Consider the following 14,239-nt stretch of genomic DNA (forward strand, 5'->3'; position numbering starts at 1 on the left):
TATTATGAAATCAAATTATATAAAATTACTATTCGCATTTATAGTCTTAACTTTTTTAGGCTCTTGTTCTGACGATTTTTTAGATAAAAAGCCAACCGAATTTGTGGACTATGAGGGAGCAACAAATACAACTACTGATTTAATGACTCTTTTGAATGGGATTCATCGATCTTTATATATTAGTTATGAAGATCAGAGTCAGGGAGGCTTGGGAGGTCTTATGGAACAAACTGATATTGCTGGTGATGATGTTGTTTTCCCAATTACAAATGGATGGTTTTTGACAATATATAATTGGAGCGCAATGAACAATGAGAATTCTACAGAAATTCGTTTTGCTTATAGAACCTATTATAGAATCATTAGAAATGCCAATACAATAATAAATGCGACTGATTCAGCAATTGGATCTAATGCTGATAAGAAGATTGTAAAAGGACAAGCTTTACTTTACAGAGCGTTTTGCCATTATCAATTGGTGCAGTTGTTTGGTAAAAGATATGAAAGTGGTAGTGTAAATTCTCAACTTGGTGTGCCAATTATCTTAACTGTAGGGAATGATAAATTTCCGCGTTCAACTGTTGAAGAAGTATATGCTCAAATTAACAAAGATTTGGACGAAGCAAATGTTTTATTAGCGGGTTATACAAAACCAAATAATTCGCATTTGGATTTGGCAGTAGCACAAGGTTTAAAAGCTAGAGTAGCTTTGACTCAAGGAAATTGGTCAATTGCGGCTGATTATGCCAATAAAGCTAGAACAGGAAAGACTTTAATGCCAGTGGCAGAATATGGCCTAGGTTTTAATGATTATAATAATAGAGAATGGATGTGGGGAAGTCATATTAATGAAGTTCAAACAGCATATTTTGCAAATTTTGGTGCTTATATGTCTAGAAATTTCAGTTCAACTGTTATTCGCTCTTGTCCAAAGGCAATCAATAGCAAATTGTATGATTTGATTCCTTCTACTGATGTTCGTTCTACAATATTTGACAAAACAGGAAAGCATACAGCTTTGGGATTACCTTCAAATTTTGCTAAGTTTCCTTATACCAGCCAGAAATTTTTAGCCGTAAGTGCAGGAGACAGCAGATGCGATGTCCCATATATGCGTGTTGCTGAAATGTATTTAATAGAAGCAGAAGCAAAAGCAAGACTAGGAAATGCAGATGCAGCTACTGTGCTTTTTGAATTTGAAAAAACAAGAAACCCTTCTTACATCTTATCTACAAATTCAGGGCAGGCTCTAGTTGATGAAATTTTACTTCAAAGAAGAATTGAATTGTGGGGAGAAGGTTTTAGATTTTATGATTTAAAAAGAACTAATTCCCCATTGGATAGAACTAATTCAAATCATGATTTAGGAATTACAAATGGAGTGGTTGCTGTAGCGCCTTCAGATAAAAGATGGCAATGGTTGATTCCAAAAGTTGAAATTGATGCAAATCCTTTGGTTATTCAAAATGAATTGTAAACTTTAGCCTAAAAGAATAAGAAGTTTAAATCTAACACATATAAAATAAACGTTGCTAAAATGCCAAAAAAAAAGCCGGAAGTCTCAAAACTTCCGGCTTTTTTATAACAACTAATTCTAATTACTTAACAAATTTGTCAATGATTTTATCTGTTTCTGCTTTTGCAGTATCTGGTTTTAAATCAAATAATAAAGAGTAAAGTGCTTTTCTATCTACTTTAGCCTCTAAGTTTAAGTCTTTATGTCTGTCAAATAAAGTTTGCCATTTGTCACGAACATTTTTCCATAAAGCATTGTTTGCAACCCACCATTTTTGAGCAGCCTGACATTTAATGTCTGGAACTTTAGTGTAAACGTCAAATCCTTTTTCTTGAGCTAACAATACATCTTTTCCAGCATCGTCACGAACTAATTTGTCGTTGTCTTGCTCGTGGTTCCATCCTGTAGCAGTGATTTCGTGAATGTTTCTTCTTTTCAAAACATTGTAATCGTTACGTTTTGTCTGCTCTCTTCTTGGAAGCGGTGCATCTGCAACATTTTCCCAATAATCTTTTCCGTCAACATGTACCCAAGTCGAAGAACCTTCGTAACGTGGGCTATCATCTACTTGGTAAACTTTTTGAGTCCACTGACCTTTAACAGCTTTTTTATCTAATTTTTTGTATTTCCAAGAAGTTCCTTTGTCGAAAGAATATAAGTCTGTGTTTTCATATAACCAATCTTGTCTCCAGTGTTTGATAATCATATCGTCACTTACAATCAATAAGTGCTGCATTACAATTTTGTTTGGAGTATCTTCTAATAATTCTACCCATTCTAAAGCAGATTCATGTTTAGTTTCAGAAGGTTTGTAAGTAAGAGTATCTTTTGGATAAGAGAAAGTTTCTGTGAAATTAAACTTTACCTCATAACAACCACACATCGATTTAATTGACTTAATGTCTTGTTGTTTCTTGTCCTGACTGAATCCAAGACTGCATGTTAAAGCCACAGCGGCTGACATAAAAAGGCTTTTTGAAATCATAACTTATTGTTTTGTTTTTAAATTTTTCGCAAATATATAAATTTAATTTAGAACAATTAAAAATAATCATATATTTGCACCGATTATTAAGATTGAATAAAAATAATGAAAATTAAAATTACCCTTTTTGCTATATTGCTTTTTTGTAACTATTCTATTGCTCAACAGAAAGATAGTATTGCATCAAAGGAAAAATTGTCTGAAGTCGTTGTAACAGGGCAATTAGAGCCACAATCGATTAAGAAATCAGTTTTTAATGTTCGTGTGATTTCAAAAGAAAACATAAAGCAATTAGCAGCAAATAATTTAGCAGATGTTTTAAATCAGTATTTAAATATTACTGTTACATCAAACGGTGATGACGGACGTTCAAAAGTCTCGATGTTTGGATTAGATTCTCAGTATTTTAAGATTTTGGTTGATAATATACCTTTAGTAAGTGATACAGGAATGGGAACCAATGTTGATTTAACGCAGGTAAATCTGGATGATGTGGAAAGAATCGAAATTATTGAAGGATCGATGGGAGTAACTCATGGAGCAAATGCAGTAACAGGTGTCTTAAATATTATTACCAAAAAAGCAGGTAGTTACAAATGGCAGATTGGTGCAACTTTGCAGGAAGAAACAGTTGGAAAAGAATTTGCTTTTTTTGATAAAGGTCGCCATATACAATCGGCTAAAATTGGCTATAATTTTAACGAAAACTGGTTTGTCAACATAGGAGGAAATCGTAACGCAATGTCTGGCTACTATGACAATAGACAAGGAAAAGATTATGCTGTTAATGATGGATTAAGAGGATATACACAGCTTCCGAAAGAGCAATTGGTAGGAAATGCAATTCTTGGTTATCAAAAGGACGCTTTTAGAATTTTTTACAAATTCGATTATTATGGAGAAGATGTACATTATTACAATCCATTGATAAATATTCAAGATAATTATCCATTTGCAGACACTTATTATTCTAGAGATAAAAGATACATTACGAATCGTTACTATCACCATTTAAATGCTAATGGAAATCTTTTCTCAAAACTTAAATATAATGTATCAGTTTCTCAGCAAAAACAGGAGCGTGATTTAGAAAATTTCGTTTATCATTTGGATACTAAGCAGGAAGTTGATAACAATAGAAAGACCTACCAATCAAAAGAAGTGTTTTATTCTACAGGAACACTTAGTAATTTCTTCGATAATAAAAAAGTCGATTTTCAGCTTGGATACGAAATTACCAATGAAAATGGATTTTATGATTCATCGGTTGGAGCATTTAGAGACGACAATCAAGTAGGGCAAGATATTAGAAAAAGATTAGAGAATTATGATATTTATTCAGTTGCCGAAATAGGCTTAAGTGATAAATTTTCTATTCGTCCAGGACTTCGATTTTCATTTCAGACTGCTTTCGAAAATCAGTATGCGAGTTCACTGGGTTTAAGATATCTTTTTGATAAAGGACTAGAAGCAAGAGCTTCTTTAGGGAAGTCTTACCGTACTCCAAATTTTGATGAACTGTATACTTATTTTGTTGATTCTAATCATAATATGCAAGGAAATCCAGATTTAATTCCTGAAAACAGTACTTCTTATGAAGTAAGTTTTAAAAGAGCTTGCACTTTTGATTCTGGAGCTCAGATTGCAAATAACTTAGCGGTTACTTATTTAGATGTTGATGATAGAATTGATATGGTGGTGACTCAAGTAGTCCCTTCTTGGAATTATAAGTATGTTAATATTAACAAATACAAAATGTGGAATATTTCGACAGTGGAGCAATACACCTATAAAAATTGGAATGTAATGTTAGGTGCTGCAGTAGTTGGAATTTCTAGAAAGCTTGATTTGGCCGCGCAAAATCTAGTATCTGATGATAAGTTTTTCTATTCGCTAAGATTGAATTCGAGTATCTCATATAACATTCCTAAATGGAATACTTTATTGGCAGTTTTTTATAAATACAATGGACAGCAGCAGCAATACGTTGCAGGAACTGGAACTGATGGAAATGCAGGATTCTTTTTGAGTACGCTAGAACCTTACAGCTGGATGGATGCCTCAATTAGAAAATCATTCTTTAAAAATCAATTTGAAGTTACCGTTGGAGCCAGAAACATTTTTGATGTTACTAATCTGCAATCTGTACAAAATGGAGGCGGAGGCGATGCTTCTGGAGGTGCTCACGGTGGAGGTACAAGCTCCGATATGATGTTGGGTTACGGCCGATCATACTTTTTAAAACTCTCGTATAATCTAAATTTTAATTAATAAATCAATACCATGAAAAAGAACTTTATTCTAATACTATCTTTTGTTCTGCTTGCTATTGCGGCTTGTAGCAGCGATGATGAAGTAGCTCAAGCAAACGTTGTGGCTTTTGCATCTACATCGTTAAACTTATCAGCGGAAACAACTCCGATCGAAATTAAATTTGCTTCTCCAACTGCTTCAGCGGGATCTTTAACTTTAACTTATACTGAAACAGCAGTTGTGGCAGGTACAGATTACAGTACTACACCAGCAATCGTAGCAGGTAAAGTAATAGTACCTTTCGAAAAAGGTGTTTCTTCTGTGACTTTTAGTTTTAAGAAATTAAAAGAAGCTATAGAAGGTGAAGTGAAAAATGTAGTTTTCACTATCAGTAGCGCAAGTATTAATGCTGTAATCGCTGAAAATAAATCAATCCAAGTAAACTTTAACGAAACTGCTTCTTTAGGAAATGCTTTGGCTCCAGAAGTTGGAGGACCAACACAGCCAAATCAAGTTTTTGTTGACTTAAGTAGCGGAAAAATGACTGCTGTTCCTAGAGTTTCTTGGGATTTAGGATTCTATTCAGGAACAGATTTTAGAGTTATAATAAACCATACTGTAAAAATGTCTGCTAAACAAACCACTAGTACAAATATTGATGAAGTTCAGGTAGAAGATGCTACTATGATTTTCAATCAAGGATCTGGTAGTATAACTCAAGTAGATGATCCAGCTGGAGATATTACTAAAACTACTATTGCCGCAATTTCGGCAACAGACAGTGAAAATAAAGTTTATTTGATAAATATGGGAAGTAATCCCGCTACGACTAAACCAGACACAGGAAATGAAGGTACTGCAAATGGGACTTCTCGAGGATGGAGAAAAGTTAGAATTTTAAGAAGCGGAAATGATTATAAAGTACAATACGCTGAAATCGGTGCTACTACTCATAGTGAAATTACTATTACTAAAAACACAGCATATAACTTTACATTCTTAAGTTTATTAGATAAGAAAACAGTAAATGTTGAGCCTCAGAAAGCACAATGGGATATCAGTTTTACAAGTTTTACTAATACAACTAATTTTGGAGGAGGTTTAGTTCCTTATAATTTTGCAGACTTTATTTTAAATAATGTTAAAGGTGGAGCAAAAGCTTATCAAGTTCTTACAACTGCTTTTACTTACGATGCTTTCACTTTAGCAAATGTAGACAATACTAAATTTACAGACGATCAAAGAAATATTGGTTCTAACTGGAGAGGAACTGTAGCAACAGGAGTAACAGATGCAAATGGTAATCCAATTTCTAGCTTTAATGCAAGAACAGATCGCTTCTTTGTGGTTAAAGATCCTGCAGGAAATGTTTATAAAGTGAGATTTACTGCTGGTGTAAATGCAGCTGGAGAAAGAGGTTACCCAACTTTCCAATACGCTATCTTAAAATAATCTAAAATGAAAAATCTAAAAATTATAAAGATTATTTCATTCTAAAATAAATGCAATGCATCAAAATTTAGTTAATCATTAGCTTTGTTTTTTTTATTTTTTTTTGATTCAAGAGGTTAGATTTTCTAACCTCTTTTTTTTGTTCTACTTTCCTGTTAAAATGAAATAGAAACAAAATGTTATTCTATCTTTGCACAAAATTTTCTGCAATAAGTTAACAATTATTTAATTGGTTTAATTTTTGAATGCAGTCCCTCATATTTTTATAATTATTAAGTGAATACAAAGTCTTATTTTTTTCAGTCTTTTGCGATCGTTGCTTTAGCGCTGGTTGCTTTTATTGGGTTTAAACAAATCCTTCCAGACAAAATATTTTCTGAGAGTAAGTTAGATTCTAAAAATATATTAATAGACAGTTTGCTTTTGGAGTCTGTAGCCGAAGATTCTCTTTCTTTGGATAAAGATAGTATTGCCGAAAGTGAACGAGAACTCAACCAGCAGAAAATTGTTTTTGACGAAACGGAAGGAATTGAATTTCCTGCCGAAACATTCGAAAATTATAAAGGATATCAATACCTGATTTCTTTCTATGAGAAATTGTACCAGTTAGAAAAAAATCCTCAAAGTAAAGTTAGAATTGCTTATTACGGAGATTCTATGACAGATGGAGATTTAATCGTTCAAGACGTTCGTACGAATTATCAGGAACGTTTTGGTGGAAATGGCGTTGGTTTCGTTCCTATTACTTCAGAATCTGCTGCTTCGAGAGGTTCTGTAAAATCGACTTATTCTAAAAACTGGAAAACACAATCTTATTTAAATGTAAAAAGACCAACTAGCCCGTTTGGAGTTAACGGACACGTGTTTTTTGCAAATGACAAATCCAATTTAACTTGGGTGCAGTATGAAGCTGGGCGTAACAAATATTCTACTTCTTTAGACAATGCCACTTTATTTTATGGACGTTCGTCTAAAGTTGGAAAAGTAAATTTCATTATAGGAAAAGATACTCTCAAGAAAAGTCTATCTCCAAATAATCTAGTAAACACGCTGAAAGTTTCATCTGGAAGTTTAAAAGCCTTTAAAGCAAATTTCGTACAAGCAGATTCTATTCCGATTTACGGATTTAATTTTGATAACGGAGCAGGTGTTCACGTCGATAATTTCTCGCAGAGAGGAAATTCTGGACTTCCAATTTCGATGTTCAATGCCGATGTCATGAGAGCTTTTAATAATAATTTAAAATACGATCTGATAATTCTGCACTACGGAACAAACGTTTTAAATTATGGAACGAAAAATTATTCTTGGTATGAAAAAGGAATGACGAAGACCGTAAATAAAATCAAAGAATCTTTTCCTGGGGTTTCAATTTTAATTGTTTCTACAGCTGATAAATCGACAAAATATGATTTGGAAATGAAAACCGATTCTGCTGTTGTACCATTAATGAAAGCACAAAAACATTACGCACTTGAAACGCAGGCAGGTTTTGTCAATTTATATACTTTGATGGGAGGTGACGGTTCTATGATTAAATGGGTTGATGAAACTCCAGCAAAAGCAAATAAAGATTATACGCACTTTAACCAGCGCGGGGCAAAAGCAATTGGTAATTTGCTTTACGGACAATTAAATAAAGGTTACGAAGAATATAAAGCACTCAGACAAAAAAGAGATGCTGAAGGGACTAAGCCAAAACCAGTAAGAAAAGCCAGACCCGATTCTGTTTCGGTAACAAAAGATAGCGTATGATAAATAAACTTATTTTTTTCTTTTGTTGTCTCTTTTTTACAACAAATGAAAAACCTCCAAAAACAGCCGTACATCCAATACAAAAAAGTATGATTCAAAAAACAGATTCTGCAGTAATTGATGCGCCTTCTGACGGACAGATTTATAATGCAAAAGCGTTAAGTGATTTTTTTAAGAAACTGGAAAAAAACGAAGACCAGAAAAATCAAAAAATCAATATTGTACATATTGGAGATTCGCATATTCAGGGTGATTTAATGACCAATGAAATCAGAAAGAAGCTTCAGCAGAAATTTGGTAATGCAGGACGCGGTTTAGTATTTCCGTATCAATTGGCCAGAACAAACGGATCGTACAACGAGCGTTTTAAATCCAACAGATCTTGGGAAAGTTATAGAAACATTTACCCAGTTAAAAATAGTCCGGTGGGGTTAAGCGGAATTGGACTTTGGAGAGATACAGGCGGATTTATAGTAGAGATGAATGTAAAAGATCCTTCGTATAAATTCAATACCATAAAAATTATTACGCCTCAGAATCAGAATATGTTTGATTTGGCGGTTTCGTCAAAAATCAATTCTATTCAGACTACAGAACGAAGGGTTATAACACACAAAATTAAAAAAGGTGAAGTTCTGGGTACAATAGCAGATAAATATAATGTTTCGATTGCTGAAATTAAAAGAGACAACCGCTTAAAATCGAATAATATCCGAGCGGGAAGAACGTTAAAAATAGCAACAAACGAAACAAGAGCAAAGACTGTTTCAATGTCGGAATTTGTTCCGTTGGAGATAGAGTCCGATTCCTATTCGCATTATTATAATTCGGAGAATGCTTTGAGCCGAATTTTCTTGATTCCGAATAAAGAAGCAAAAGATTACGAGCTTAACGGAATTGTTTTAGAAAAAGATGCTCCAGGCGTTATTTACAGCGGAATTGGAGTCAACGGAGCGAAATATTCAGATTATAATAAATATCCGCTCTTTTTTGAACAATTGAAATCCCTGCATCCAGATTTACTGGTTTTTTCGTTAGGAACAAATGAGAGCTACGATCATTTAGATGCAGAAAAGTATATTAGTGAATTACGTGAATTTATTAGTAAGATAAGAGCGCAGAAAATAGAGGCACCGATAATTGTAATGACGCCACCGCCATCTTTGCTAAGAAGAAAACCAAATACCTATGTTGATAATTATGCAAGACAAATTATTGATATAGCCCAAAAAGATGATCTTGCTGTTTGGGATTTATACAATGAGTTTGGCGGAATGAGCGGAATCAAACAATTAAAGGTACAGGGATTAATTGGCCCAGATTGGGTTCATTATTCCAAAAAAGGATATGAGAAACAAGGAAATTTGTTTGCTCAGGCATTTTTAAGATCATACGATAATTTTAAATTAAAGAAGTAAATTGACAACAATAGAGAGCATTAATAATTGGTTTATTCAAAACTTTGGTGCAATTACAATAGAACAAGTTAAGAGTTGGTTTGTTTACGATCCCGACGAAAAACTTTTATTCAATACCGGTTTATTCTTAGGTTTATTTCTGGTTTTCTATTTTGTGTATGGTTTTTTACGCAAAACATTTTATTTGAGATTAACGTATGTTATTCTCTTCTCGCTTTTCTTTTATTATAAATCAAGCGGAATTTACTTTTTACTGTTATTACTTTCGTCAGTTGTAGATTATGGTTTGAGCCAGATTATTTATAAAGAAAGCAGAGACGGCGTTAAGAAATTGTATTTGGTAATTAGTGTGATTTTGAATTTGGCACTTTTGGGCTATTTCAAATACATGAACTTTTTGATTGTTACGTACAATGATATGTTCAGCGGAAATTTCGCACTTCATAATGTTTTCCTGCCTGTTGGAATTTCGTTCTATACGTTTCAATCGATGAGTTATATTATTGAGATTTATAGAGAAGAAATTAAACCAACAAAAAATTACATTGAGTATTTATTCTTCGTGTCATTTTTCCCGCAGTTAGTTGCTGGGCCAATTGTTCGTGCCAAAGATTTCCTTCCGCAGATTTATCAAAAATTAAACCTGACAAAACAAGATGTAAATAATGCTTTGTTTTTAATTATTGGAGGTTTAATTAAGAAAACAGTAATCTCAAATTACATATCAGTAAACTTTGTAGATCGTGTTTTCGACACGCCGATGAGTTATACTTCTTTTGAAAACTTAATGGCTTCTTACGGATATGCGATTCAGATTTACTGTGATTTTTCTGGATATTCAGATATGGCGATTGGTATTGCATTATTATTAGGATTTAAATTGCCAGCCAACTTTAGAACGCCATACAAATCGACTTCGATTACCGATTTCTGGAGAAGATGGCATATCTCGCTTTCGACTTGGTTAAAAGACTTCTTATACATTTCGATAGGAGGAAACAGAACAGGTTCTTTCGCAGGATATTTATTCCCAAGTTTATTTTTCTTCGGATTATTGCTTTGGGGAATGTCTTGTTACAATGAAAGTATAATTCCGCTTATCATTGCAGGAAGCAGTATTTTGATTTTCTGCTTGTCATTTTTACTTTCAAGCAAAATCAAACAAACATTAGTGACCAACTTCAATCTGTTTACCACAATGCTTTTGGGCGGTTTGTGGCACGGAGCAGGAGCGCAGTTTATAGTTTGGGGAGCATTGCACGGATTAGCTTTGGCGGTTCACAAAATTTTTATGGAATTTTTTCCGTCAAAAAAAGACAAAAGACCCAACTTCTTGTGGCGATTTTTCTCTATCCTAATCACATTCCATTTTGTGGTTTTCTGTTGGATATTTTTCCGCGCAAGAGATTTCGAAACAGCATTACAAGTAATCAACAATATTGGTCAGTTAACATTCGAACCAGAACTTTGGAAAACAATTGTTTTAGGATATAAAAATGTTTTCGGCTTAATGCTTTTTGGTTACGTTTGGCATTTCTTGCCAGAAACATTTACAAACGGAATGAAATCTGTTTTTGACAAAACTCCATTATTAGTAAAAGCAATAATCTTAGGATTTGTTTACTGGATTGTCTACGCAACTGCAGTTGCAGGATCGCAACCGTTTATTTATTTCCAGTTTTAGTCAGAGTTACAAAGGGACATAGTTGCAAAGGCGCAAAGGTTTTTTCTTTTGCGCCTTTTTTTTTGGGGGGTATGCCACGAAGGCGCTAAGACGCGAAGTTTTTTTGTTTCACGCAGATTTAGCAGATAATGCAGATTTGGCTAGTAATATCATCATCGCAGATTTTAAATTTGTTATACTAAAAAATAAATCAGCTTAATCTGCTAAATCTGCGGGAGAAAATAATTCGAGAAATTAGTGCAATTCGTGGCAAAAAAACTTCGCGCCTTAGCGTCTTCGTGGCGAAAGAAAAAAACTTTGACCCTTTGTTCCTTTGCAACTATGAACCTTAAAAAATAAATTGCCTGAAATATCTAATTAGATTATCTTTGCACTTCATATAAAGAAAATGATATGTTTGATAATTTAAGTGATAAGTTAGATAAAGCGTTCCATATATTAAAAGGACACGGTAAAATTACAGAAGTAAACGTAGCCGATACCTTAAAAGAAGTTCGTCGTGCCTTATTAGATGCCGACGTTAACTTTAAAATTGCTAAAGATTTTACAGCCAAAGTAAAAGAAAAAGCAATTGGTCAGGATGTATTAACTACACTTCAGCCAGGACAATTATTGGTGAAGTTAGTAAAAGACGAACTTACCGAATTAATGGGTGGAGATGTTGCTGGAGTAAACCTTTCAGGAAATCCAACAGTAATCTTGATGTCTGGACTTCAAGGTTCTGGTAAAACGACTTTCTCAGGAAAACTAGCGAACTTCTTAAAAACAAAAAAAAATAAGAAACCACTACTTGTAGCGTGTGATATCTACCGTCCGGCGGCGATTAATCAGTTGCATGTTGTTGGAGACCAAATAGGTGTTGAGGTTTACTCAGAGCCAGAAAATAAAAATCCTGTAGAAATTGCACAAAACGCAATTAAACACGCAAAAGCAAACGGATTCAATGTTGTGATCGTCGATACAGCAGGACGTTTGGCAGTAGATCAGGAAATGATGGACGAAATTGCACGTGTACACAAAGCAATTGAGCCGCAAGAAACATTGTTCGTTGTCGACTCTATGACAGGACAAGACGCTGTAAACACAGCAAAAGCTTTCAACGATATCTTAAACTTTGATGGGGTTATTTTAACAAAATTAGATGGTGATACTCGTGGTGGAGCTGCTCTTTCTATCAAAACGATTGTAAACAAGCCAATTAAATTTGTTGGTACTGGAGAAAAAATGGAAGCAATTGATGTTTTCTATCCAGAACGTATGGCAGAGCGTATCTTAGGAATGGGAGACGTTGTGTCTCTTGTTGAAAGAGCTCAAGAACAGTTTGACGAAGAAGAAGCAAGAAAACTTCAAAAGAAAATCGCTAAAAACGAATTTGGTTTTGATGATTTCTTAACGCAGATTCAGCAAGTGAAAAAAATGGGTAATATGAAAGACTTGGTTGGAATGATCCCAGGAGCTTCAAAAGCCATGAAAGATGTAGAGATCGAAGATGACGCCTTCAAACATATCGAAGCCATTATCTACTCGATGACGCCAGCAGAAAGAAGTAAACCAGCCTTAATCGACGTAAAAAGAAAAGCCAGAATCGCAAAAGGTTCGGGAACTAAAGTCGAGCAGGTAAACCAACTGATGAAGCAGTTTGACCAAATGAGCAAGATGATGAAGATGATGCAGGGGCCAGGCGGAAAAAATCTGATGAAAATGATGGGCGGAATGAAAGGAATGCCAGGTGGAATGCCGGGAATGCCAAAATAAAAAATAATAAAAGTTTCAAGTTTCAGGTTTCAAGTTATGAAACAGAAATTTGAAACTTTTTTCAATAATAAACAGGGAATGTTTTTAAGACAAAACCTGAAAATAAAAAGGACAGCAAACAACAAACAACAAACAAAACACATGCAGTTACTAGACGGTAAAAAAACATCTAACGACATTAAAAACGAAATTGCAGTAGAAGTTCAATCTATAAAAGATGCAGGAGGAAAAGTACCTCATTTAGCAGCGGTTTTAGTTGGAAATAATGGAGCAAGTTTAACTTATGTAGGAAGTAAAGTAAAATCATGCCAAGAAATAGGGTTTGATTCAACTTTGGTTTCTTTACCAGAAACAATTACAGAAGAGGAACTTTTGGCAAAAATTAAAGAATTAAATGAAGATGATAATCTTGATGGATACATCGTTCAGCTGCCTTTGCCAAAACACATCGACGAGCAGAAAATTTTATTAGCTATCGATCCAGATAAAGACGTTGATGGTTTCCACCCAACCAACTTTGGTAGAATGGCTCTTGAAATGGAAAGCTTTATTCCGGCAACACCATTTGGAATTATGGAATTGTTAGAGCGTTACAAAGTAGAAACTGCAGGAAAACACACAGTAGTTATCGGAAGAAGCCATATTGTAGGCCGTCCGATGAGTATCTTAATGAGCCGCAAAGGAAATCCTGGAGATTCAACAGTAACTTTGACTCATAGTCGTACTAAAAACTTAGCAGAATTTACTAAAAACGCCGATATCATTATCACCGCTTTAGGAGTTCCAGAATTTTTAAAAGCAGATATGGTTAAAGACGGAGTAACCGTTATCGACGTTGGAATCACTCGTGTAGATGACGCATCAAACGCAAAAGGATACGTTATCAAAGGTGACGTTGATTTTGACGGTGTAAGCAAAAAAGCAGCATTCATTACGCCAGTTCCAGGTGGAGTAGGGCCAATGACCATTGCAATGCTTTTGAAAAACACTCTTTTAGCACGTAAAATGAGAAGCGCAAGAAATCAATAATATTGGTTCAAAATATATTTGAAGCCTGTTCAATCGAACGGGCTTTTTTTGTGCGCTAATTTTTCAACACATAGAAACATAGATTTTTGACCCATTTTGGAAAAATAAAATCTTTTTTTGATTATTAAATTCCAATCATCAAGCATAACCCACGGTTTCAACCGTGGGGTCGCAACGTATATACATTAAGTTCCCCACGGTTAAAACCGTGGGCTATGTTGCAAATTGTATCATCGTCTCATTTCTACCACATAGCTTGGGCTATGTTTATTTAAATTAGTAAAACGCCTTTACGCGGCTAGTATATCTATGATTCTATGTGTTTAAAAAACATAAACGCCTGTTTTAATATATTATTAATACTTTAAACTTTTTCCTTCTAAAAATAAAGA

The 14,239-nt window shown here is 34.1% G+C and carries 9 protein-coding genes; 8 read left to right on the forward strand and 1 reads right to left on the reverse strand.

Annotation, left to right across the window (positions count from 1 at the left end):
• Positions 1 to 4 precede the first annotated feature (4 nt).
• On the forward strand, positions 5 to 1,477 hold the full coding sequence (locus AC3E9W_RS12355) for a RagB/SusD family nutrient uptake outer membrane protein (protein ID WP_488768568.1): 1,473 nt from the start codon (positions 5 to 7) through the stop codon (positions 1,475 to 1,477).
• Positions 1,478 to 1,598: 121 nt separating this feature from the next.
• Here the strand turns inward: AC3E9W_RS12355 and AC3E9W_RS12360 are convergent, their stop codons facing one another.
• On the reverse strand, positions 1,599 to 2,501 hold the full coding sequence (locus tag AC3E9W_RS12360) for a DUF6607 family protein (RefSeq protein ID WP_488768569.1): 903 nt from the start codon (positions 2,499 to 2,501) through the stop codon (positions 1,599 to 1,601).
• 105 nt (positions 2,502 to 2,606) lie between these two features.
• Here AC3E9W_RS12360 and AC3E9W_RS12365 point away from each other — a divergent pair, with 105 nt between their 5' ends.
• The 7 genes from AC3E9W_RS12365 (at position 2,607) to AC3E9W_RS12395 (ending at position 13,847) form a co-directional block, all read left to right on the forward strand.
• Positions 2,607 to 4,772: a TonB-dependent receptor plug domain-containing protein gene (locus tag AC3E9W_RS12365; protein ID WP_488768570.1), complete on the forward strand. Its 2,166-nt coding sequence runs from the start codon at positions 2,607 to 2,609 to the stop codon at positions 4,770 to 4,772.
• Between the two features lie 12 nt (positions 4,773 to 4,784).
• Positions 4,785 to 6,206, forward strand: a complete 1,422-nt coding sequence (locus AC3E9W_RS12370; protein WP_488768571.1) for an HmuY family protein — start codon at positions 4,785 to 4,787, stop codon at positions 6,204 to 6,206.
• A 276-nt stretch (positions 6,207 to 6,482) separates the two neighbouring features.
• The gene (locus tag AC3E9W_RS12375) at positions 6,483 to 7,961 is read left to right on the forward strand and encodes an SGNH/GDSL hydrolase family protein (protein ID WP_488768572.1); all 1,479 of its coding nucleotides are present in this window, start codon (positions 6,483 to 6,485) and stop codon (positions 7,959 to 7,961) included.
• An 89-nt stretch (positions 7,962 to 8,050) separates the two neighbouring features.
• Positions 8,051 to 9,379, forward strand: a complete 1,329-nt coding sequence (locus AC3E9W_RS12380; protein ID WP_488768573.1) for a GDSL-type esterase/lipase family protein — start codon at positions 8,051 to 8,053, stop codon at positions 9,377 to 9,379.
• 1 nt (position 9,380) lies between these two features.
• Positions 9,381 to 11,063 (forward strand): MBOAT family O-acyltransferase, encoded by a 1,683-nt coding sequence (locus AC3E9W_RS12385; RefSeq protein WP_488768574.1) that lies wholly within the window; start codon positions 9,381 to 9,383, stop codon positions 11,061 to 11,063.
• A 393-nt stretch (positions 11,064 to 11,456) separates the two neighbouring features.
• Positions 11,457 to 12,818 (forward strand): signal recognition particle protein, encoded by a 1,362-nt coding sequence (ffh, locus tag AC3E9W_RS12390; RefSeq protein ID WP_306159288.1) that lies wholly within the window; start codon positions 11,457 to 11,459, stop codon positions 12,816 to 12,818.
• Positions 12,819 to 12,959: 141 nt separating this feature from the next.
• Positions 12,960 to 13,847: a bifunctional 5,10-methylenetetrahydrofolate dehydrogenase/5,10-methenyltetrahydrofolate cyclohydrolase gene (locus tag AC3E9W_RS12395; RefSeq protein ID WP_488768575.1), complete on the forward strand. Its 888-nt coding sequence runs from the start codon at positions 12,960 to 12,962 to the stop codon at positions 13,845 to 13,847.
• The last annotated feature ends 392 nt before the right edge of the window (positions 13,848 to 14,239 follow it).

The organism is Flavobacterium sp. 38 (genome assembly GCF_057799715.1).

What these genes read in the sequence shown, in the direction of transcription:
- AC3E9W_RS12355 (WP_488768568.1), top strand. Translation starts at nt 5, where the DNA reads ATGAAATCAAATTATATAAAATTACTATTCGCATTTATAGTCTTAACT.
- AC3E9W_RS12360 (WP_488768569.1), bottom strand. Translation starts at nt 2,501, where the DNA reads ATGATTTCAAAAAGCCTTTTTATGTCAGCCGCTGTGGCTTTAACATGC.
- AC3E9W_RS12365 (WP_488768570.1), top strand. Translation starts at nt 2,607, where the DNA reads ATGAAAATTAAAATTACCCTTTTTGCTATATTGCTTTTTTGTAACTAT.
- AC3E9W_RS12370 (WP_488768571.1), top strand. Translation starts at nt 4,785, where the DNA reads ATGAAAAAGAACTTTATTCTAATACTATCTTTTGTTCTGCTTGCTATT.
- AC3E9W_RS12380 (WP_488768573.1), top strand. Translation starts at nt 8,051, where the DNA reads ATGATTCAAAAAACAGATTCTGCAGTAATTGATGCGCCTTCTGACGGA.
- ffh (WP_306159288.1), top strand. Translation starts at nt 11,457, where the DNA reads ATGTTTGATAATTTAAGTGATAAGTTAGATAAAGCGTTCCATATATTA.
- AC3E9W_RS12395 (WP_488768575.1), top strand. Translation starts at nt 12,960, where the DNA reads ATGCAGTTACTAGACGGTAAAAAAACATCTAACGACATTAAAAACGAA.